Source organism: Pseudomonas allokribbensis, assembly GCF_014863605.1.
GTDB classification, from domain to species: domain Bacteria; phylum Pseudomonadota; class Gammaproteobacteria; order Pseudomonadales; family Pseudomonadaceae; genus Aquipseudomonas; species Aquipseudomonas allokribbensis.
On sequence record NZ_CP062252.1, the window covers coordinates 2,584,536 to 2,608,881 of the forward strand.

The 24,346-nt window shown below is 64.1% G+C and carries 2 protein-coding genes (1 of these 2 running past the window's edge); both read left to right on the forward strand.

Annotated features, from left to right (window positions below; genetic code table 11):
* Entirely contained in the window at window positions 1-16,269 is a 16,269-nt protein-coding gene (locus IF199_RS11930; protein WP_192560483.1) for a non-ribosomal peptide synthetase, read from the forward strand.
* Window positions 16,266-24,346 carry the 5' portion of a non-ribosomal peptide synthetase gene (locus tag IF199_RS11935; protein WP_192560484.1) on the forward strand. Its footprint extends 6,568 nt past the window's final position, so the window shows 8,081 of its 14,649 coding nt (coding positions 1-8,081); its start codon is at window positions 16,266-16,268; its stop codon lies off the right edge, out of view. Before IF199_RS11930 ends, IF199_RS11935 begins: the two co-directional genes overlap by 4 nt.

Below are 24,346 nucleotides of genomic sequence, written 5' to 3' on the forward strand. Positions count from 1 at the left end.
ATGCAATTTCGCGAGCTGATGGCTGTTATTTCCACCCATGCGATCCGCCTTCAACAGGACGATGAAGACCTGGTCATTCTGGGCAACGACGACGCGCTGGACGACGCGTTGTGGGACAGCCTCGCCAAGCACAAGGCGCAATTGCTGGAACTGGTGGCGAGCCACGGTGGCGACTGGTCGAGCCCGGCGCTGCGCATCACCCCGGACATGCTGCCGCTGGTAAAACTGGATCAGCCGGCCATCGACCGCATCGTCGCCACCGTGCCGGGTGGCGTGGCGAATGTGCAGGACATCTATCCGCTGGCGCCGCTGCAGGAAGGCATGCTGTATCTGCACCTCGCGGCCGGCGAAGGTGATCTGTATGTGCAACAGGCGCAGTTCACCTTCGACAATCACCAGCGCCTCGACGCATTTGCCCAGGCGTTGCAATGGGTGATCGACCGTCACGACATTCTGCGTACCTCGTTTGTCTGGGAACGTCTGGACGAGCCGGTGCAAGTGGTCTGGCGCCAGGCACCGCTGGTCTGCGAAGAGGTGCAGCTCGACACCTCCACGGATGTGCTCAGCCAGTTGCAGGCGCGTTACGACGCCCGTCACTTGCGCCTCGATCTGCAACAGGCGCCGCTGCTGCGCTTGGTCTATGCACGGGATCCGGCGCAGGGACGGATCGTCGCGTTGCTGCTGTTCCATCACATGATTATCGACCACGTTGCACTGGACGTGGTGCGCCGGGAAATCCAGGCCTGGCTGCAAGGGCAGACTGAGCTCGTGGCGCCGGCGGTGCCGTTTCGCAATCACCTGGCGCGGGCGCGCATGGCCCTCGATGAACAGGCCCACGAGACGTTCTTCCGCGAGATGCTCGGCGATATCGACGAACCGACATTGCCGTGGGGCCTGCAGGATGTTCACGGCGGCGGACAGGATTTCGAAGACGCACAGCTCAGACTCTCTGACGATTTGAACCTGCGACTGCGCACGCAGGCGCGGCAACTCGGCGTGAGCGTGGCGAGCCTGATGCACCTGGCGCTGGCGCGGGTATTGGGCCAGTTGTCCGGGCGCACCTCGGTGGTGTTCGGCACCGTGTTGCTGGGGCGGATGGAGGCGGGCGACGGTGGCGAGCAGGCGCTGGGCATGTTCATCAACACCTTGCCGCTGCGGGTCGATGTCGGCGCGCAAAGCGTTTACGACGGCGTGCTCGCCACACACCGACGGCTGAGCGCCTTGCTCGCCCACGAACAGGCGTCGCTGGCATTGGCCCAGCGTTGCAGCGCGTTGAGCGCGCAGACACCGTTGTTCAGCGCCATGCTCAATTACCGTCACAGTGCTGTCGGTGATGTCGCCGAGGTGATCGAACTGGCCCCCGGCGTCCAGGTCCTGAGTGGCAAGGAACCGACCAACTACCCGCTGACCTTGAGCGTCGATGATCTGGGCAGTGGTTTCCGACTGTCCGCCATCGCCCCAATCGGCATTGGCGCTGAACGGGTTTGCGGTTACGTGCAAACCGCACTCGACGCCTTGCTGAACGCTCTGGAACAGTCGCCCGAGACGCTGATCAACCAGTTGCCGATTTTGCCAGCGCACGAGCGGCAACAATTGCTGGTGGGTTTCAATGACAGTCGCGTCGATCTCGACCTGGAACAGACCGTTCACAGTCTGTTCGAGGCTCAGGTCGAGCGCACGCCGCAAGCCATCGCGTTGCAGGCCGATGAGCAGTCTCTGACGTATGTTGAACTCAATGCGCGGGCCAATCGCCTGGCTCACCGATTGCGTGAGCTGGGTGTCGGGCCGGATACGCCGGTGGCGATCTGCGTCGAGCGCGGGCCTGAACTGGTGATCGGTCTGCTGGGCATTCTCAAGGCCGGTGGCGCTTACGTGCCGCTGGATCCGGCCTACCCGGCGGAGCGTCTGAATTACATGCTCAAGGACAGCGCCCCGGTGGCGCTGCTGGCGCACGGCGCGACCCGGGCGATATTCGAGGCGGGCGGCGTGCCGTTGCTCGATTTCGATCAGGATCACTGGCAGGACTACTCCGAGCACAATCCTCAGGTGCCGGGCCTGAATGCTTCGAACCTGGCCTACGTGATCTACACCTCTGGCTCCACCGGTACGCCGAAAGGGGTGATGGTCGAGCACCGTGGCCTGGGCAATCTGCTTCATTGGAGTTCGCAGGTGTGCCCGCCCGTGGCGGACGGCGCCCTGTTGCAGAAAACCCCTTACAGTTTTGATGCTTCGGTCTGGGAGCTGTTCTGGCCGCTGACGGCAGGCCTGCGACTGGTGCTGGCACGTCCCGATGCGCACTTCGAACCGGCGTATCTGACGCAAGTGGTGCGCGAGCAGCGCATCAGCGTGATCCAGTTCGTCCCGGCGTTGCTGCAACAGTTCCTCGACGTGGAAGACGTCAGTCAGTGCACCAGCCTTACGGATGTTTTCTGTGGCGGCGGCGAGCTGACGCCAGCGTTGGCCCGCCAGGTCCGCGAGCGTCTACCGCAGGTTCGCTTGCACAACGTCTACGGCCCGACCGAAACCACCGTCGACAGCACGGTGTGGACGCTGGAGCCGTCGATGCCCGTGTCGGAAGCGCTGTTGCCCATCGGCCGACCGGTCAGCAACACCCGTTTGTACATTCTCGACGAACAACGGCAACCGCTGCCGATGGGCGTGGCCGGTGAGCTGTACATCGGCGGCGTGCAGGTGGCGCGCGGCTACTTGAACCTTGCATCGCTCACCGCCGAGCGTTTCCTCGACGATCCGTTCAGCGATCAACCGAACGCGCGGCTGTACCGCACCGGCGACCTGTGCCGCTATCGAGCTGATGGCAACCTTGAATACCTCGGTCGCAACGACGATCAGGTAAAGATTCGCGGCTTGCGTATCGAACTCGGGGAAATCCAGGCACGGCTGATTCAACTCGATACCGTACTCGCCGCCGAAGTACTGGTGCGCGAAGACGTGGCCGGCGATCCACGGCTGGTGGCGTACTACACCGGTGAGCCGCTGGACATCGGCGAACTGCGCGGCCATCTGCTGGAGCAGTTGCCGGATTACATGGTGCCGACGGCGTTCGTCCATCTCGACGCCATGCCCCTGAGCCCCAACGGCAAACTCGACCGCAAGGCCTTGTCGGCCCCGGATCAGAGCGGCCAGTTGCTGCGCAGGTACGAGGCGCCGGTCGGCGATGTGGAATGTCGCATCGCCGAGATCTGGCAGACCCTGCTGAACGTCGAGCAGGTCGGGCGCCACGACAATTTCTTTGAATTGGGCGGCCATTCCCTGTTGGCTGTGAAACTGGTCGAGCGCATGCGCCGGCAGGAATTGAGCTGCGATGTGCGGGTTCTGTTCGGCCGGCCAACCGTGGCGGAACTGGCGGCAACTCTGGGCGCGTCGTCCAGCGTGCAAGTGCCGGTCAATCGCATCACCCCTGACTGCCAATACATCACGCCAGACCTGCTGCCCCTGGCCTCACTCGATCAGGCCGGCATCGACCGGGTGCTGGAAAGTGTCCCCGGTGGCGTCGCCAACGTGCAGGATATCTATGCGCTGGCGCCGTTGCAGGCGGGGATTCTGTATCACCACATGGCCGCGACTGCCGGTGATCCTTACGTGTTGCAGGCGCAATTCGTGTTTGACGGGATCAAGTCGATCAAGGCCTTTGTGCGCGCCGTCAATGTGGTGATCGCGCGCCACGACATCCTGCGTTCCAGCGTGGTCTGGGAAGGCCTCGAAGAGCCGGTGCAAGTGGTCTGGCGGGCGGCGCCGCTGGCGCTTGAGCGAGTCGATGCCGACCCGCAGGACGGCGATGTGCTGCAACAGATGCAGGCACGTTTCGACCCGCGTCACTATCGTCTGAACCTGGGCCGCGCACCGATGATGCGCTTTGCCTACACCGAGGACCCGCAGCAACAACGTTGGGTCGGCATCCTGCTGATGCACCACCTGATGCTCGATCACACCGCGCTGGAAGTGCTGGTGACCGAGATGAACAGCGTGCTGCACGGTCACGCCGCCGAACTGGCGACCCCGGTGCAGTACCGCAACTATGTCGCGCAGGCACGGCTTGGCGCGGATGCCGAGGCGCACGAAGGGTTTTTCCGCGACATGCTCGGCGACATCGATGAGCCGACCCTGGCGTTCGGCGTGCAGGACGTGCATGGCGACGGCAGCACGGTGGTCGACAGCCAGCTCACGCTGGACACCGCGCTGGCCTTGCGTCTGCGCGAGCAGGCACGCCGGCTCGGCATCAGCGTGGCGAGTCTGGCGCACCAGGCCTGGGCGCAGGTCCTGGCGCAGCTTAGTGGCCGGGATGAGGTGGTGTTCGGCACGGTACTGCTGGGCCGGATGCAGGGCGGCGAGGGCGCCGACCGGGCGTTGGGACTGTTCATCAACACCTTGCCGCTGCGCGTCAGCGTGACCGCCACGGCGGTACGCGACAGCGTGCTCGCCACCCATGAACGGCTGGCGCAGTTGCTCGCGCATGAACAAGCGTCACTGGCGCTGGCCCAGCGTTGCAGCGGGGTTTCGGGGGCGTTGCCGCTGTTCGGCACGTTGCTCAACTATCGCCACAGCGCACCGCAGGCTGCCGGCTTGACTCTGGACGGCATTGAATTGCTCAGCTCCCGCGAGCGCAGCAACTATCCGCTGGTGGTCAGCGTCGATGACCTTGGCGAAGGCTTGCGTCTGAGTGTGCAAGCGGTGCCGGGTATCGATGGTGCGCGGGTCTGCGAGTACATCAATGTTGCTTTCGACAGTCTGGTGCAGGCGCTGGAGCAGACGCCGCAACTGGGTGTCGATCAGTTGTCGATTCTGCCGCCGGATGAGCGTCGGGAGTTGCTGGTCGGTTTCAATGCCACCCAGCGGGATTACCCGTCGGGTTCGACGGTTCATGGTCTGTTTGAACAGCACGTGGAACTGCATCCGCAAGCTGTGGCGGCGGTGCATGGCCACACAACGCTGACGTATGAGGAACTGAATCAACGGGCCAACCGACTGGCCCACCATCTGATCGGGCAGGGCGTGCAGCCGGGCGACCATGTAGCGATCTTGCTACCGCGTTCGCTGGAGTTGTTGGTCGCGCAACTGGCCATCGTTAAATGCGCAGCGGCTTATGTGCCGCTGGATATCAACGCGCCGGCCGAGCGTCAGGCGTTCATGGTTGAAGATTGCGGGGCGAAAGCGCTGTTGACCTTGAGCACTGAAACGGTTGATTACGCGGTGCGCCGGATCGATCTGGATGCGCTGCCGTTGGACGCGCAACCGACGCATAACCCGGACCTGCCGCAGTCTCCAGAATCCGTGGCCTACATCATGTACACATCCGGTTCCACCGGCACGCCGAAGGGTGTGATGGTGCCGCACCGGGCGATCGGTCGACTGGTGATCAACAACGGTTATGCCGATTTCAACCCACAGGATCGCGTGGCGTTCGCCTCCAACCCGGCGTTCGACGCCAGCACCATGGACGTCTGGGGGCCGCTGCTCAACGGCGGGCGAGTGGTGGTCATTGATCACGCGACCTTGCTTGATCCGCACGCATTCGGACAGGAATTGGCGACTTCGGGCGCCACGATTCTGTTCGTCACCACCGCGCTGTTCAACCAGTATGTGCAGCTGATTCCCGAGGCGCTGAAGGGGCTGCGCATCGTGCTCTGCGGTGGCGAACGCGCCGACCCGGCCGCCTTCCGCCGCTTGCTGGCCGAGGCGCCGGATCTGCGCATCGTTCACTGCTACGGCCCGACCGAAACCACCACCTATGCCACGACGTTTGAAGTGCGCGAAGTGGCAGAAGATGCCGACAGCGTGCCAATTGGCGGCCCGATCTCCAACACCCAGGTCTATGTACTCGATGCCCGCCAGCAACCCGTGCCGATGGGCGTGACCGGCGAGTTGTACATCGGCGGCCAGGGCGTGGCGCTGGGCTATCTGAATCGCCCGGACCTGACCGCCGAAAAGTTCCTGCAAGACCCGTTCAGCGAGCAACCGGGCGCGTTGCTGTACCGCACCGGCGACCTCGCACGCTGGCTCGCACCGGGCCAACTGGAATGCATCGGTCGTAATGACGATCAGGTGAAAATTCGCGGTTTCCGCATCGAGCTGGGGGAAATCGAAAACCGTCTGCTGAACTGCGAAGGGGTCAAGGAAGCCATCGTGCTGGCCCGTCAGGACGGTCAGGAACCGTTACGCCTCGTGGCATATTTCACCGCCGAAGAGGGCGTGGACAGCGCCAGCCTGCGCGAACAATTGCAAGCGCGCCTGCCGGAATACATGGTGCCCTCGGCCTGGGTGCAGCTCGACGCGTTGCCGCTGAGCAACAACGGCAAGGTCGACCGCAAAGCCTTGCCGCTGCCGGATCAGAGCGCCTGGCTCAGCCAGGCATACGAAGCCCCGCAAGGCTCGGTGGAAACCGCGCTGGCGCAGATCTGGGCCGATGTCCTGAAGCTGGAAAAGGTCGGTCGCCACGACAACTTCTTTGAACTGGGCGGCCATTCATTGCTGGCGGTGAGCCTGATCGAGCGCCTGCGCCGGATCGGCCTGAGCACCGACGTGCGCGTGCTGTTCAGTCAACCAACCCTGGCAGCATTGGCAGCGGCGGTGGGTAGCGGACGCGAAATCGAAGTGCCGGCCAATCGCATTCCTGCTGATTGCACCCACATCACCCCAGACCTGCTGAGCCTGACCGAACTGGATCAGGCCAGCATCGACCGGATCGTCGCCAGCGTGCCGGGCGGTGCTGCCAATGTGCAGGAAATCTACCCGCTGGCGCCGTTGCAGGAAGGCATCCTTTATCACCACTTGAGTGCTGAGCAGGGCGACCCGTACCTGCTGCAATCGCGGCTGGCCTTCGACAGTGTCGAGCGTCTGCGCACCTTCACCGACACCTTGCAACAAGTCATCGCACGCCACGACATCCTGCGTACCAGCGTTGTCCACGAAGGCCTGGCGACGCCTCATCAAGTGGTGTGGCGCCACGCCGAACTGGTGATGCAGCACGTAACGCTGGACCCGGCGCAGGGCGACATCCTCGAGCAATTGCACGAGCGCTTCGATGCCCGTCACTACCGCCTCGACATCAGCCAGGCACCGCTGCTACGCATGGTGTATGCCGAGGATCCGAAACAGCAGCGCGTGGTGGCGATCCTGCTGTCCCATCACCTGATCCTCGATCACACCGCGCTGGAAGTGATCGTCGAAGAAATGCGCGATGTGATGTTCGGTGAGATCGACCACCTTTCGGCGCCGATCCCCTATCGCAACTACGTCGCCCAGGCACGCCTGGGGCTCGGCGAGCAGGAGCACGAAACGTTCTTCCGCGAGATGCTCGGTGATATCGACGAGCCGACGCTGCCGCTAGGACTACGGGATGTGCAGGGTGATGGTCACGGCGTCGAGGAAGCGCTGCAACCGGTGGCGGCGGAACTCAACGGGCGCCTGCGTGAACAGGCGCGGCACCTGGGCGTGAGCGCGGCCAGCCTGATGCACCTGGCCTGGGCGCAAGTGCTGGGCGTGCTGTCGAACCGGCGCGACGTGGTGTTCGGCACGGTGATGATGGGACGGATGCAGGGTGGCGATGGTGCCGACCGGGCGCTGGGGGTGTTCATCAACACCTTGCCGCTGCGCATCGATGTCGGCGCCGGCGCGCGCGACGGGGTCAAGGCGACCCACGCACGACTGACTGCGCTGCTCGGGCATGAACACGCCTCGCTGGCACTGGCCCAGCGTTGCAGTGGTGTCGCGGCGTCATCGCCGCTGTTCAGTGCCTTGTTCAACTACCGCCACAGTGCCCCCGCGCAACAGTCGCAGAACGGCCAGGGTATCTGGGAGGGCGTGCAGAAACTCGGTGGTGAAGAACGCACCAACTATCCGCTGACCCTGAGCGTGGACGATCTGGGCGAAGGGTTTGCCTTGTCGGTTCTGGCGGTCAGCCAGATCGGCGCGCAACGGATTTGCAGTTACATGCACACCGCGCTGGAGCAACTGGTGCAAGCGCTGGAGCAGACGCCGCAAAAGCCGCTGAACCGTTTGCCGATCCTTTCGACCGCGGAACTGGAGCGTCTAGTCGACGGCTTCAATCCTCCGGTTACGGCCTATCCCCGTGGCGCAACGATTCACGCAATGGTCGAGGTTCAGGCCGAGCGCAATCCGCATGTCCTCGCGGTGATTCAAGGTGCGCAACAGCTGACCTACGGTCAGCTCAATCAGCGCGCCAACCAACTGGCCCGTCATTTGATCGGCCTCGGCGTGCAACCGGACGACCGCGTTGCGCTCTGCGTGCGTCGCGGCCCGCAGATGCTGGTCGGGTTGCTGGCGATTCTCAAGGCCGGCGCCGGTTATGTACCGGTGGATCCGGCGCATCCGGTGGAACGCATCGCCTACCTGTTGCAGGACAGCGATCCGGTGGCCGTGCTCGCACAGGCTTCGACCCGGGAGCTGCTGGGCATGATGCCGGTGATCGATCTGGACAGCGACGCCTGGCAACACCTGCCCGACAGCAACCCGAAACTGCCGTACCTGACTCCGGCGCACCTGGCCTACGTGATCTACACCTCGGGCTCCACTGGCCAGCCAAAAGGGGTGATGGTCGAACACGCCACCCTGGAAAACCTCGTGCACTGGCACGCCGAAGCCTTCGACCTGCACGCCGGCAGCCACACCGCCAGCGTTGCCGGGTTCGGTTTCGATGCGATGGCCTGGGAAGTCTGGCCGGCGCTGTGCGTCGGTGCGACCCTGCACCTGCCGCCGGAATCGGTGAGCAATGAGCATCTGGACGAACTGCTCGACTGGTGGCGAGCGCAGCCGTTGCAAGTCAGCTTCCTGCCGACTCCGGTGGCCGAATACGCCTTCAGTCGCGAGCTGCAACACCCGACCCTGCGCACGTTGCTGATCGGCGGCGACAAGCTGCGCCAGTTCAACCGTGCGCAAACCTTCGCGGTGATCAACAACTACGGCCCGACCGAGGCCACGGTGGTCGCGACGTCCGGCCCGGTGGAAGTCGGCCAGCCGCTGCACATCGGCCGGCCGATGGCCAACGCTCGCATCTATCTGCTTGATGACCAGCAACGTCCGGTGCCGGTGGGCGTGACGGGCGAGTTGTATGTGGCCGGCGCCGGTGTGGCGCGGGGTTACCTGAACCGTCCCGATCTGACCGCCGAACGCTTCCTCGCCGACCCGTTCAGCGACCAGCCGCAGGCACGGATGTACCGCACCGGCGACCTCGCGCGCTGGCTGGCGGACGGCAACATCGAGTACCTGGGCCGCAACGACGATCAGGTGAAACTGCGCGGCGTGCGGGTTGAACTGGGGGAAATCGAAGCCGCGCTGGCCAGCCATCCAGAGGTACAGGACGCGGTGGCGCTGGTTCGTGACGGGCAGTTGCTGGTGTGGTTCACCGAGCGTGCGCCGGCCGATATCGAAGCCCTGCGCAATCATCTGCAAACGCTTCTGCCGCAAGCCTTGATCCCGGCGGCTTACGTGCGACTCGACGCCTTGCCGCTGACCGCCAACGGCAAACTCGACCGCAAGGCCTTGCCGGAACCGGATCAGAACGCCTGGCTCAGCCGTGAATACGAAGCCCCGCAGGGCCCGGTGGAAACCGCACTGGCGCAGATCTGGGCCGATGTCCTGAAACTGGAAAAGGTCGGTCGCCACGACAACTTCTTCGAACTGGGCGGCCATTCGCTCCTAGCGGTGAGCCTGATCGAACGCCTGCGTCAGATCGGCCTGAACACCGATGTGCGTGTGCTGTTCAGCCAGCCAACGCTGGCTGCACTGGCCGAAGCGGTAGGCAGCGGTCGCGAAATCGAAGTGCCGGCCAACCGCATTCCCGTTGGCTGCACCCACATCACCCCGGACCTGCTGAGCCTGGCCGAACTGGATCAGCCTAGCATCGACCGGATCGTTGCTACGGTGCCCGGCGGCGCCGCCAACGTGCAGGACATTTATCCGCTGGCACCGTTGCAGGAAGGCATCCTTTATCACCACTTGAGCGCGGAGCAGGGCGACCCGTACCTGCTGCAATCGCGGCTGGCCTTCGACAGAGTCGAGCGTGTCGAGAGCTTCGCGGCGGCGCTGCGTCAGGTCATGGCGCGCCACGACATCTTGCGCACGGCGGTGATCTGGCAAGAACTGGCCGAACCGATGCAAGTGGTCTGGCGTCACGTCGAATTGCCGGTGCAGGAAATCGTGCTCGCCCCGGCGGATGGCGACGTCCTCGAGCAGTTGCACGGGCGTTTCGATGCCCGACACTACCGCCTCGACATCAGTCAGGCACCCTTGCTGCGTCTGGTGTATGCCCGTGATCCGGCTCACGACCGGGTGGTCGCGATGTTGCTGTTCCACCATGTCGTGATGGATCACACCGCGCTGGACGTGGTGCAGCACGAAATGCTCGCCTGCCTGCAAGGGCGCGAAGCCTCGCTGGGCGCGGCCGTGCCTTACCGTAACTACGTGGCGCAGGCGCGGCTGGGTGTTAGCGAGCAGGAGCACGAAGCGTTCTTCCGCGACATGCTCGGCGACATCGACGAGCCGACCCTGCCGTTCGGCTTGCAGGATGTACAAGGTGACGGTCGCGACATCGAGGAAACGCAACAGGCCCTGACCGCCGCCACCGGTCAGCGTCTGCGCAGCCTCGCGCGGCAACTGGGCATCAGCGTGGCCAGCCTGTTCCACCTCGCGTGGGCGCAGGTGCTGGCGGCGACGTCCGGGCAGGAGCGCGTGGTGTTCGGCACGGTGCTGATGGGCCGGATGCAGGGCGGCGAGGGGGCCGACCGGGCGTTGGGGATGTTCATCAACACCTTGCCGCTGCGGGTCGATCTGGGGGCAACCCCGGTGCGCGAAGGGGCTCGGGCGACACATGCGCGTCTCAGTGCGCTGCTCGGCCACGAGCACGCGTCACTGGCGCTGGCCCAGCGTTGCAGCGGTGTGGCTGCGCCATCGCCACTGTTCAGTTCGATGCTCAACTACCGCCACAGCGCCGACGAGGCGCAACAGCAAAACGTGCGTCAGGCCTGGCAAGGCATCGAGACCCTGAGCAGCGAAGAACGCACCAACTATCCGTTGAGTCTGGGCGTCGATGATCTGGGCAATGGGTTCGTCCTCACCGCCATGACCTCGGCGAGCATCGGTTCGCAGCATATCTGTGACTACATGCAGACCGCGCTGGAGAACCTCGCGGATGCCCTGGAACAAGCCCCGGATCAGCCGCTGAATCGCTTGCCGATCCTTGTAGGCGCAGAACGTCAGCAGGTGCTGTACGACCTTAACGTCACCGGCACCGCAGACGATCTGCAGCAAACCGTTCACGCACTCTTCGAAGCGCAAGTACAACGCACGCCACATGCCATCGCGTTGCAGGCCGGTGAACAGCGGCTGACCTACGCCGAACTCAACGCACAGGCCAACCGTCTGGCCCATCACCTGCGCGAACTGGGCGTGGGGCCGGATGCACGGGTGGCGATCTGCGTCGAGCGCGGGCTGGAACTGATGGTCGGTCTGCTCGGCATTCTCAAGGCAGGTGGTGCGTATGTGCCGCTGGACCCGGCATACCCGGCGGAGCGTCTGGATTACATGCTCAAGGACAGCGCCCCGGTGGCCGTGCTGGTCCATGGGGCGACTCGTGAGTTGCTGGGCGAGAGCACTGCGCTGGTGATCGATCTGGACCAGGCTCACTGGACATTCAACCCGGATGACAATCCGCAAGTGCCGAACCTGAGCGCTTCGAACCTGGCCTACGTGATCTACACCTCCGGTTCGACCGGTGCGCCGAAGGGCGTGATGGTCGAGCATCGCGGCGTGGGCAATCTGTTGCACTGGAGTTCGCAACTGTGTCCTGCCGTGACGGACGGCGCCCTGTTGCAGAAAACCCCGTTCAGTTTCGATGCCTCGGTCTGGGAGCTGTTCTGGCCATTGAGCGCCGGGCTGCGTCTGGTGCTGGCGCGTCCTGACGGGCACCGCGAGCCGGCGTATCTGGCGCAGGTGATTCGTGAGCAGCGGATCAGCGTGATCCAGTTCGTGCCGGTGCTGCTGCAACAGTTCCTCGAGCAGGACGACGTCAGCCAGTGCAGCAGCCTCACCGATGTGTTCTGTGGCGGCGGAGACCTGACGCCAGCGCTGGCGCGTCTGGTTCGTGAGCGTTTGCCGCAGGTGCGTTTGCACAACGTCTACGGCCCGACTGAAGCGACGGTCGACAGCACGGTGTGGACGCTGGAACCGTCGATGTCGGTGCCGGACAGCGCGTTGCCGATCGGACGGCCGATCAACAACACTCGTCTTTATGTACTCGACGCCGCCGAACGGCCGGTGCCGATGGGCGTCATCGGTCAATTGTTCATTGGTGGTGCCGGGGTTGCGCGGGGCTATCTGGGGTTGCCGCAGTTGATGGCGGAACGGTTTATCCCGAGCCCGTTCGTGGCCGGCGATCGGCTGTACGCCACGGGCGACCTGGTGCGCTACCGCGCCGATGGCCAGCTCGAATTCATCGGGCGCAACGACTTCCAGGTCAAACTGCGTGGCCTGCGCCTGGAGTTGGGTGAAATCGAAGCCCAACTGCTCAGCCATCCGGCGCTGCGTGAAGCCGTGGTGCTGGTGCGTGAGGAGCGTCTGGTGGCGTACTTCACCTGGCACGTCGAAGCCGGCCAACCGGGGATCGAGTCGTTGCGCGAACACTTGCTCGCACGCTTGCCCGATTACATGGTGCCGTCAGCCTTTGTCGCACTCGACAGCCTGCCGCTGAGCCCCAATGGCAAGGTGGATCGCAAGGCGCTGCCGGCCCCCGGTGCCGAGTCGGTGCTGGTGCGTGAATACGAGCCTCCCGTCGGTGAGACCGAAGTCGCCCTGGCCCGGTTGTGGGCCGAGGTGTTGAAGGTGGAGCGGGTCGGACGTCACGATCACTTCTTTGAGCTGGGCGGGCACTCGCTGCTGGCGGTGAGCCTGATCGAGCGCATGCGTCAGATAGGCCTGAGCACCGATGTGCGCGTGCTGTTCAGTCAGCCGACCCTGGCCGCGCTGGCCGCCGCCGTGGGCAGCGGGCGGGAAATCGAAGTGCCGGCCAACCGCATCGCAGCCAATTGCACCCGCATCACCCCGGACATGCTGACGCTGGTCACGATGGATCAAGCCGCCATCGACCGCGTGGTGTCCAGCGTGCCGGGCGGCGCCGCCAACGTGCAGGACATCTATCCGCTGGCGCCGTTGCAGGAAGGCATTCTTTATCACCACTTGAGTGCGGGAGAAGGCGATCCGTACCTGCTGCAATCGCGGCTGGCGTTCGACAGCCTTGAACGTCTGCAGCGTTTCCGTGCGGCGTTGCAACACGTCATCGACCGCCATGACGTTCTGCGCACGGGTGTGGTGTGGGAAGGCTTGAGCGTGCCGGTGCAGGTCGTGTGGCGCCAGGCTGAACTGGTGGTGCAGGAGGTCCTGCTCGATCCAGCGGCAGGCGACATTCTTGAGCAGTTGCACACCCGGTTCGATGCCCGGCATTACCGTCTCGACATCGCCCAGGCACCGTTGCTGCGACTGGTGTATGCCCGCGATCCGGCCCGTGGCCGGGTGGTGGCGATGCTGCTGTTCCATCACATCGTGCTCGACCACACCGCGCTGGAAGTGGTGCGCCATGAAATGCAGGCGTACCTGCGCGGGGCTGACGAGCCGTTGCCGGCGGCGGTGCCGTACCGCAACTACGTGGCGCAGGCGCGTCTGGGCGTCACGGAGCAGGAGCATGAGGCATTTTTCCGCGACATGCTCGGCGACATCGACGAGCCGACCCTGCCGTTCAGCCTGCGCGATGTGCGCGGCGACGGACGCGGCATCGAGGAAGTGCAGCAGGTACTCGACAACGGCCTGAACTTGCGCCTGCGCAGTCAGGCGCGGCAGATGGGCATCAGCGTGGCCAGCCTGTTCCACCTTGCGTGGGCCCAGGTACTGGCGGCGACTTCCGGGCAGGACAATGTGGTGTTCGGCACCGTGCTGATGGGCCGGATGCAGGGCGGCCAGGGCGCCGACCGTGCGCTGGGCATGTTCATCAACACCTTGCCGTTGCGGGTCGATCTGGGCGAGACCCCGGTGCGCGAGGCGGTCAAGGCGACGCATCAGCGTCTCACCGCGCTGCTGGGGCATGAGCATGCTTCGTTGGCACTGGCCCAGCGTTGCAGCGGGATTGCGGCGCCGTCGCCGTTGTTCAGCGCGATGCTCAACTATCGACACAGCCACGGCGCAGAGCATTCGGACAGCGTGATTCAGGCCTGGCAAGGCATCGAGACCCTGAGCAGTGAAGAACGCACCAACTACCCGCTGAGCCTGAACGTCGATGACCTGGGCAACGGTTTCTCGCTGATAGCCATGGTGCCGACGGACATCGGCGCGCAGCGGATTTGCGGTTACATGCAAACGGCGTTGTTGGCATTGGTGGAGGCGCTGGAACAGGCACCGACGCAGGCGATGAATCGCTTGCCGATTCTTGAGGGAGCAGAGCGGCAGCGCTTGTTGTTCGACTTCAACGCTACCGATGTTGGTTATGACCTTCAGCAAAGCATCCACGGTTTGTTCGAGGCGCAGGTCTTGCGCACGCCGCAGGCTGTGGCGGTGCTCTCAGGCGAACAGCGGCTGAGCTATGCCGAGCTGAACGCTCGGGCCAACCGTTTGGCGCATCACTTGCGCGGACTGGGCGTTGGCCCGGATGCGCGGGTGGCGATCTGCGTCGAGCGGGGGCTGGAGATGGTGGTCGGGTTGCTGGCGATTCTGAAGGCCGGTGGCGGTTATGTGCCGCTGGATCCGGCGTATCCGCTGGAACGTCTGGCTTACATGCTGGAGGACAGTGCACCGTCTGCGGTGTTGGTGCAGGGTTCGACTCGCTCGTTGCTGGGTGAGGTGTCGGTGCCGATGGTCGATCTCGATCACCAAACCTGGCAATCGCTGTCGGCCGATAACTTTTCCGTCGATGGACTGACTCCGCAGCACACGGCTTACGTGATCTACACCTCGGGCTCCACCGGTCAGCCGAAAGGCGTGATCAACGAGCACAGCGGGGTGGTCAACCGCTTGCTGTGGATGCAGGACGCTTATCGCCTGACGGCTGAGGACGTGGTGCTGCAGAAAACCCCGTTCAGTTTCGACGTCTCGGTCTGGGAGTTCTTCTGGCCGTTGATGACCGGCGCCCGACTGGTGATGGCTCGTCCGGGTGGCCACAAGGATCCGCTGTATCTGAGCGAAGTGATCGAGCGTGAACGCATCACCACGCTGCACTTCGTGCCGTCGATGCTCGACGTGTTCCTCGCCCATGGCGAAACCGCACGTTGCAACGGTTTGCGTCAGGTGATGTGCAGCGGTGAAGCGTTGCCGGGCAGTCTGGTGCGGCGCTTCAAGCAGCAATTACCGGGCAGCGGCTTGCACAACCTGTACGGCCCGACCGAAGCGGCAGTGGACGTTACCGCATGGGATTGCGCCGGGCCGTTGGAGCTAACGCCAGACAACACGCCCATCGGCAAACCGATCGCCAACACCCGCATGTACATCCTCGATGCCCAGCAACAACCGGTGCCGCAAGGCGTGGTCGGCGAGCTGTACATCGGCGGGGTACAAGTGGCTCGCGGTTACCTGAATCGTCCTGAACTCAGCGCCGAACGTTTCCTTCAGGATCCATTCCAGCCGAACGGCCGGATGTACCGCACCGGCGACGTCGCCCGTTATCTGGCCGATGGCAACATCGAATACCTGGGCCGCAACGACGATCAGGTGAAGATCCGTGGCCTGCGCATCGAACTCGGTGAAATCCAGTCTCGCCTGACCGACATCGGTGGCGTGCAAGAAGCGGCGGTGCTGGCCCGAGAAGATGTGCCGGGAGACAAACGCCTGGTGGCCTATTACACCGGCGCACGGCTGGAAATCGACGTGCTGCGCGGTCATTTGCTGGAGCACCTGCCGGATTACATGGTGCCGGCGGTATTCGTGCACCTGGATGCGCTGCCACTGAGCCCCAACGGCAAACTCGACCGCAAGGCACTGCCGGCACCCGATCAAGCGTCTGTGATCACTCGCGAATACGAAGCCCCGGTCGGCGAAGTGGAAATTCTCCTCGCCGGGCTCTGGGCCGAATTGCTCAACGTGGAACGGGTAGGGCGGCACGACAACTTTTTTGAACTGGGCGGACACTCATTGCTGGCGGTCAGTCTGATCGGCCGGTTACGTCAGGAAGGCATGGAAGCCGACGTCAGGGCGTTGTTCGAACAACCGACCCTGGCCGGTTACGCCGCAATTACGGAAAGAATGGAGATCGTCCTGTGAACGTGATCGAACTGTTGGCAACACTCAAAGCAAAAGATATCCAGTTGGCGGTCACCGATGACCAGTTGCGCGTACAGGGCAACAAACAGGCGCTGAGCGATCCGGCGGTGCTGGCGCTGTTGCGCGAGCACAAACCGGCGCTGATCGAACTGATCAAGGCCGGGCAATATTCAGCGACCAAGAGCGGTCAGGTCGACGTGCCGGCCAATGGCATTGCACCCGGCACCACGCGCATCACCCCGGTGATGCTGACCCTGGCCGAACTCGATCAGGCGGCGATCGACCGTCTGGTCGCCGACGTGCCGTGCGGCGCGGCCAATGTGCAGGATATCTACCCGCTCGCACCGTTGCAGGAAGGCATTCTTTACCATCACGTCAGCGCCACGCAGGGTGATCCCTATGTGATGCAGGCGCATTTCGCCTTTGCCGATCGCGGGCGCTTGAGCGCTTTTGTCCAGGCTTTGCAGGCTGTGGTCGATCGCCACGACATCCTCCGTACGGCGGTGGTGTGGGATGGACTGGATACGCCGCAGCAAGTGGTCTGGCGCCAGGCCGAATTGCCGGTGGAAGAGATCGATGCCGAAGGCGATGCGCTGGCGTACTTGCACGAGCGTTTCGACGCCCGGGAATTCCGTATGGACGTGAGCCGGGCGCCGATGATGCGTCTGGCCCATGCGTGGGACGACGCCGGGCAACGGGTGGTCGCGACGCTGCTGTTCCATCACATGGCGCTGGATCACTCGGCGCTCGATGTGGTGCGCCATGAGATGCGCGCGTTCCTTACGGGGCAGGGCAATCTACTGGGCCGGCCGGTCGCGTTTCGTGATTACGTGGCACAGGCGCGGCTGGGCGTCAGTGAAACCGAGCACGAGGCGTTCTTCCGCGACATGCTCGGCGATATCGACGAGCCGACCTTGCCGTTCGGCTTGCAGGATGTGCAGGGTGATGGCCACGGCATCACCGAGCTGAGCGTGCCGGTCGAACCGGCCTTGGGGCAGCGTTTGCGGGGGCAGGCGCGGCAGCTCGGGGTGAGCGCGGCCAGTCTGTTCCACCTGGCCTGGGCGCAGGTGCTGGCCACACTCGCCGGCAAGCAGCGCGTGGTGTTCGGCACAGTGTTGATGGGCCGTCTGCAAGGCGCCGAAGCCACCGACCGGGCGCTGGGTATCTTCATCAACACCTTGCCGGTGCGGGTGGACGTCGATACCCAGAGCGTACGCAACGCCGTGCAGGCGACCCACGCGCGCCTGACCACATTGATGCGCCATGAACACGCGCCGCTGGCGCTGGCCCAGCGTTGCAGCAGCGTGGCCGCACCGACACCGCTGTTCAGCGCCTTGCTCAATTACCGCCACAGCCATGGCGCGGCATCGGCGAGCGCACAAACCCTGTCCGCATGGGAAGGCATCACCACCCTGCACTCGGAAGAGCGCACCAATTATCCGCTGACCCTGAGTATCGATGACCTGGGCGATGCCTTCAGCCTGACCCTGCTCGCCACTACTGAAGTCGACCCGCAACGGGTATGCGATTACATGCTCGGTGCCCTGAGCGGTCTGGTGTCTGCGTTGGAGCAGGCACCGGATTCGCCGATCAGCCAGGTGCCGATCCTGCCGGACGCCGAGCGCGAGCAGATCCTGCGCGGCTTCAACGCCACCCGCGCTGACTATCCGCAAGGGCTGACCATTCATCAGCGTTTCGAGGCGCAAGTCATCGAGCGGCCGGAAGCGGTGGCGGCGGTGTTCCTCGGTGAACAAGTGACCTATGCCGAGCTGAACCAGCACGCCAATGCACTGGCCCATCATCTGATCAGCCTGGGCGTTCGCCCTGATGATCACGTGGCCATCGTCGCCCGCCGAGGGTTGGATACGCTGGCCGGGCTGCTGGCGATTCTCAAGGCTGGGGCCGGTTACGTACCGGTTGACCCGGCGCATCCGGCCGAGCGCCTGAGTTACCTGCTCAGCGACAGTGACCCGGTGGTGGTGCTGACCCAGAGCGATTTGCGCGATCGGCTGCCGGCGCTGGACGTCCCGGTGATCGACCTCGACCGCCGTACTTGGCCACTGAGTCTGGCCGTCGATCCGCAGGTGACGGGGCTGACCACCGAGCATCTGGCCTACGTGATCTACACCTCGGGCTCGACCGGTCTGCCCAAGGGCGTGATGGTCGAACACCGCACCCTGTCCAACCTCGTCGACTGGCATTGCGGCGCGTTCGATCTGTGCGCCGGCCGCCACACTTCAAGCCTTGCCGGGTTCGGCTTCGACGCCATGGCCTGGGAAGTCTGGCCGGCCCTGTGTGCCGGTGCGACCCTGCATCTGGCCCCGACTCGCGACGGCAACGAAGACATCGACGCCTTGCTCGACTGGTGGCGCGCACAACCGCTGGATGTGAGCTTTTTGCCCACGCCGGTGGCCGAATACGCCTTCAGTCAAAACCTCGAACACCCGACCTTGCGCGCGCTGCTGATCGGCGGGGATCGCTTGCGGCAGTTCAGCCGTCACCAGCATTTCGACGTGATCAACAACTACGGCCCGACTGAAGCCACGGTGGTGGCGACCTCGGGCAAGATCGAGGCCGGGCAGACGCTGCACATCGGTCGGCCAGTGAGCAATGCCACGGTGTATCTGCTGGATGAGCAGCAACGTCCGGTACCCATCGGGGTGGCGGGGGAGTTGTATGTCGGTGGCGCCGGGGTTGCCCGGGGTTATCTGAATCGTCCCGAGTTGACGGCCGAACGCTTTCTCGACGATCCGTTCAACAGCGGGCGCATGTACCGCACCGGTGACCTGGCGCGCTGGCAGGACGACGGCACCCTCGAATACCTGGGTCGCAACGACGATCAGGTGAAAATTCGCGGCGTGCGCATTGAACTGGGCGAGATTGAAACCCGGCTCAACCAGCTCCCCGGCATACAGGAAGCGGTATTGCTGGCCCGCGAAGATGAACCCGGTCAGCCGCGTCTGGTGGCGTATTACACCGAACAGGCTCAGGTCGAACCGCAACCGGTGGCTGAGCTGCGCGCTTGCCTGCTTGCGCAATTGCCCGAGTACATGGTGCCGTCGGCGTTCGTGCGACTGGATGCGCTGCCGCTGACCGCCAACGGCAAAGTCGACCGTAAAGCCTTGCCGGCGCCGGACCGCGCGGCGCTGTTCACCCGCGAGTACGAAGCACCGCAAGGCGAACTGGAAACCGCGTTGGCGCGGATCTGGGGTGAAGTGCTGCAGGTCGAACAGGTCGGGCGGCGTGACCACTTTTTCGAGCTGGGTGGCCATTCGCTGCTGGCGATGCGCATGGTCTCCCAGGTTCGCCAACGCCTGGGCGTCGAGCTGGCGCTTAGTGAACTGTTTGCCAATGCCGAGCTGTCAGCGGTCGCAGAAGTGCTGGCCCAGGCCGGGCGCAGTTCGCAACCGGCGATGGTGCCGGTGCCTCGTGACGGCGCGCTGCCGCTGTCGTTCGCCCAGCAACGGTTGTGGTTTCTGGCGCGGATGGAAGGCGTCAACACGGCCTACAACATTCCGCTGGGCCTGCGCTTGCGCGGTGATCTCGACGAGGCGGCACTGCAACGGACATTGGCACGGATCATCGACCGCCACGAAACCCTGCGCAGCCGTTTTGTCCCGCACAACGATGACGTGCAGGTGATGATTGCGCCGGTCGACAGCGCAGTGCTGCTGCAGGTCGAAGATCTGCGTCAGCATCCACACGCCGACGAAGCCTTGCAGGCGTTGATCCGTGAACAGGCCTCGACCCCGTTCGATTTGCAGCACGATCCGTTGATTCGCGGGCGTCTGGTCCGGCTGGCCGACGATCACCATGTGTTGCTGCTGACCTTGCACCACATCATCTCCGATGGCTGGTCGATGGGCGTGCTGACCCGTGAACTGATGGCGCTGTATCAGGCTTACAGCCATGGCGAGGCCGATCCGCTGCCGCCACTGGCGCTGCAATTCGCCGACTACGCGACCTGGCAACGGCGCTGGTTGAGCGGTGAAGTGCTGCAGCGTCAGAGCGATTACTGGCAGCAGAATCTGGCGGGGGCCCCGACCTTGCTGGTGCTGCCGACCGACCGTCCGCGTCCGGCGCAACAGGATTACACTGGCAGCAGCGTCGAGTTCCGGTTGGACGAACCGCTGAGCGCCGCACTCAAGGCGCTGAGCCAGCGGCACGGCGTAACGATGTACATGACGATGGTGAGCGCCTGGGCACTGTTGCTCAGTCGCTTGTCCGGTCAGTCGGACGTTGTGATTGGCTCGCCGATTGCCAACCGTGGCCGCGCGGAAATCGAAGGGTTGATCGGGTTGTTCATCAATACCCTGGCCCTGCGGATCGATACATCCGGCGGGCTCAGCGTCGAGGCGTTGCTGGCCCGGGTCAAGGCGTGCACGCTGCAAGCCCAGGCCCATCAGGATTTGCCGTTCGAGCAGGTGGTGGAAGTCACCCGGCCGGCGCGCAGTCTTTCCCACAGTCCGTTGTTCCAGACCACCCTGAGCTGGGAAAACAGCGTGGGACCGGATCTGGCGCTGGGTGATCTGGCGCTGGAAAGCGTGGCCGGTCCGGCTCAGTTTGCCAAGTTCGACCTGTCGCTGACTCTGGGTGAAACCCGCAGCGGAATTCGCGGAGCGCTGGAATACGCCACGGCGTTGTTCGATGAGTCGACGATCCAGCGTTATGTCGGCTACTTCGAGCAACTGCTGCATGCGATGGTCACCAACGATCAGGCGGAGCTGGAACAGCTCGATATGGTTCAGGCCCACGAGCGTGAACAGTTGCTCGTCACGTTCAACGACACGCACACGGCGTTTGTGTCGGGGCTGACCATTGCGCAGCGATTCGAGGCGCAAGTGATCGAACGGCCCGAGGCGGTTGCGGCGGTCTGTCAGGGGCAGGCGTTGACCTTTGCCGAGCTGAACCGTCAGGCCAACACGTTGGCCCATCACCTGATCGGGCTGGGCGTTCGCCCTGATGATCGCGTGGCCATCGTCGCCCGGCGCGGGCTCGACACACTGGTCGGGCTGGTGGCCATTCTCAAGGCGGGGGCCGGTTATGTGCCGGTGGATCCGGCGCACCCGGCGGAGCGTTTGCACTATCTGCTGAACGACAGTACGCCCGTGGCGGTGCTGTGCCTGAGTGATTTGCGTGAACGCTTGCCGGCGCTTGATGTACCGGTGATCGATCTGGATTTGCGTACCTGGCCGGACAATGAGACCGGCAATCCGCAGGTGCCTGGCATGACCAGCGAACACCTGGCCTACGTCATCTACACCTCGGGCTCCACCGGTTTGCCCAAGGGCGTGATGGTCGAACACCACACCTTGAGCAACCTCGTCGACTGGCATTGCGGCGCGTTCGATCTGTGCGCCGGCCGCCACACTTCAAGCCTTGCCGGTTTCGGCTTCGACGCCATGGCTTGGGAAGTCTGGCCGGCCCTGTGTGCCGGCGCGACCCTGCACCTGGCGCCGGCCCGCGACGGCAGCGAAGACGTGGATGCGTTGCTCGACTGGTGGCGCGCACAGCCGCTGGACGTGAGCTTCCTGCCGACACCGGTGGCCGAATACGCCTTCAGCCAGAACCTTGAACACCCGACCCTGCGAACACTGCTGATTGGCGGCGACCGTCTGCGTCAGTTCAATCGTCAGCAGTCGTTCGATGTGGTCAACAACTACGGCCCGACCGAGGCCACGGTGGTCGCCACCTCGGGCATTGTCGAAGCGGGGCAGGCGCTGCACATCGGCAAACCGATCGCCAACGCGACGGTGTACCTGCTCGATGAACAGCAGCGCCCGGTACCTGTCGGCGTGGCGGGGGAGCTGTATGTGGGTGGCGCCGGTGTGGCCCGGGGCTACCTGAATCGTGCGGATCTGACCGAAGAACGTTTCCTGCGTGACCCGTTCAATCACGGCCGGATGTACCGCACAGGTGATCTGGCGCGCTGGCGCGCCGACGGTTCCATCGAGTATCTGGGGCGCAACGACGATCAGGTGAAAATCCGTGGCGTTCGGGTCGAGCTGGGCGAAATCGAAACCCGCCTCAATCAGTTGCTCGGCATTCAGGAAGCGGTGCTGGTGGCCCGCGAAGACGAGCCCGGCCAGGTGCGGCTGGTGGCGTATTTCACCGAGCAGGCACAGGTCGAACCGTTGGCCGTGGCCGAACTGCGGGCGCACCTGTTGACCCAGTTGCCGGAGTACATGGTGCCGGCGGCCTTCGTCAGGCTCGACGCGCTGCCGCTGACCGCCAACGGCAAGGTTGACCGCAAGGCCTTGCCAATGCCGGATCGCAGCGCCTTGTTCACCCGCGACTATCAAGCACCGCAAGGTGAACTGGAAACCACTCTGGCGCAGATCTGGGCCGACGTGCTGCAAGTTGAGCAGGTCGGACGTCAGGATCACTTTTTCGAGCTGGGCGGTCATTCGTTGCTGGCGATGCGCATGCTGTCTCAGGTGCGCCAGCGGCTGGGGGTGGAACTGACGCTCGCTGAGCTGTTCGCCAATGCCGAACTGTCAGCGGTCGCCGAGGTGCTGGCCCAGGCCGGGCGCTGCACGCAACCGCCGATCATGCCGGCGCCGCGGGACGGCGCGTTACCGTTATCGTTCGCTCAACAACGGTTGTGGTTCATGGCGCAACTGGAAGGCGCCAACACCGCCTACAACATTCCCCTCGGCCTGCGCCTGCGCGGTCGCCTCGACGAAACCGCCCTGCAACGAGCACTGGCGCGGATCGTTGAGCGTCACGAAACCCTGCGCAGCCGCTTCGCCCAGTTCAACGATGAAGCCCAGGTGCTGATCGCGCCGCTCGACAGCGGTGTGCTGCTGCGGGTCGAAGATTTGCGCCACCACCCGCAAGCCGACGACGCCTTGCTCGCGCTGATTCAGGGTGAAGCCTCGGGGCCGTTCGATTTGCAGGACGACCCGTTGATTCGCGGGCGTCTGGTGCGACTGGCCGATGATCATCATGTGTTGCTGCTGACCCTGCACCACATCATCTCCGATGGCTGGTCGATGGGCGTCCTGACCCGCGAATTGATGGCGCTGTATCAGGCGTTCAGCCATGGCGAGGCCGATCCGCTACCGCCGTTGGCGTTGCAATACACCGATTACGCCGTGTGGCAGCGCCGCTGGTTGAGCGGTGAAGTCTTGCAGCGTCAGAGCGATTTCTGGCAGCAGACCCTGGCCGGTGCGCCGGCCTTGCTGATGCTGCCGACCGACCGTCCACGCTCGGCACAGCAGGATTACGCCGGCAGCAGTGTCGACATCCGGCTGGATGAGCGTTTGAGCGCCGGGCTCAAGGCGCTGTGCCAACGCCACGGCGTGACGCCTTACATGGCGGTGATGAGTGCGTGGGCGATGTTGCTCGGTCGCTTGTCCGGCCAATCGGACGTAGTGATCGGTTCGCCCGTCGCCAATCGCAACCGGGCGGAAATCGAAGGGCTGATCGGGTTGTTCGTCAATACGCTGGCCGTGCGCCTCGACACTTCGGGCGCGCTCACCGTCGAGGCGTTGCTGGCCCGGGTCAAGGCCCGCACCCTTGAGGCGCAGGCCCATCAGGACCTGCCGTTCGAGCAGGTAGTGGAAATTACCCGGCCAGTGCGCAGCCTGTCACACAGCCCTTTGTTCCAGACATTGCTGAGCTGGGACAGCGGCAGTGGTGCGACGCTGGCCCTCGGTGACCTGACGCTGGAAGGTGTGGCCGAGCCGAGCCACTTTGCCAAGTTCGACCTGTCGCTGACGTTGGGCGAGGCCCAAGGCGTGATCCGGGGTTCGCTGGAATACGCTACGGCGCTGTTCGATGAATCGACGGTTCAGCGTTTTGCCGGTTACTTGCAGCAGTTGTTGCGGGCCATGGTCAGCAACGATCAGGCGTTGCTGGAGCAGGTCGATGTGCTGGCGGAGGATGAGCGTCGGCACTTGCTGCATGACTTCAATGCCACTGACGTTGATTACGATCTGGAGCAGAGCATCCACGGTCTGTTCGAAGCGCAGGTCTTGCGCACGCCGCAGGCTGTGGCGGTGCTCTCAGGCGAACAGCGGCTGAGCTATGCCGAGCTGAACGCTCGGGCCAACCGTTTGGCGCATCACTTGCG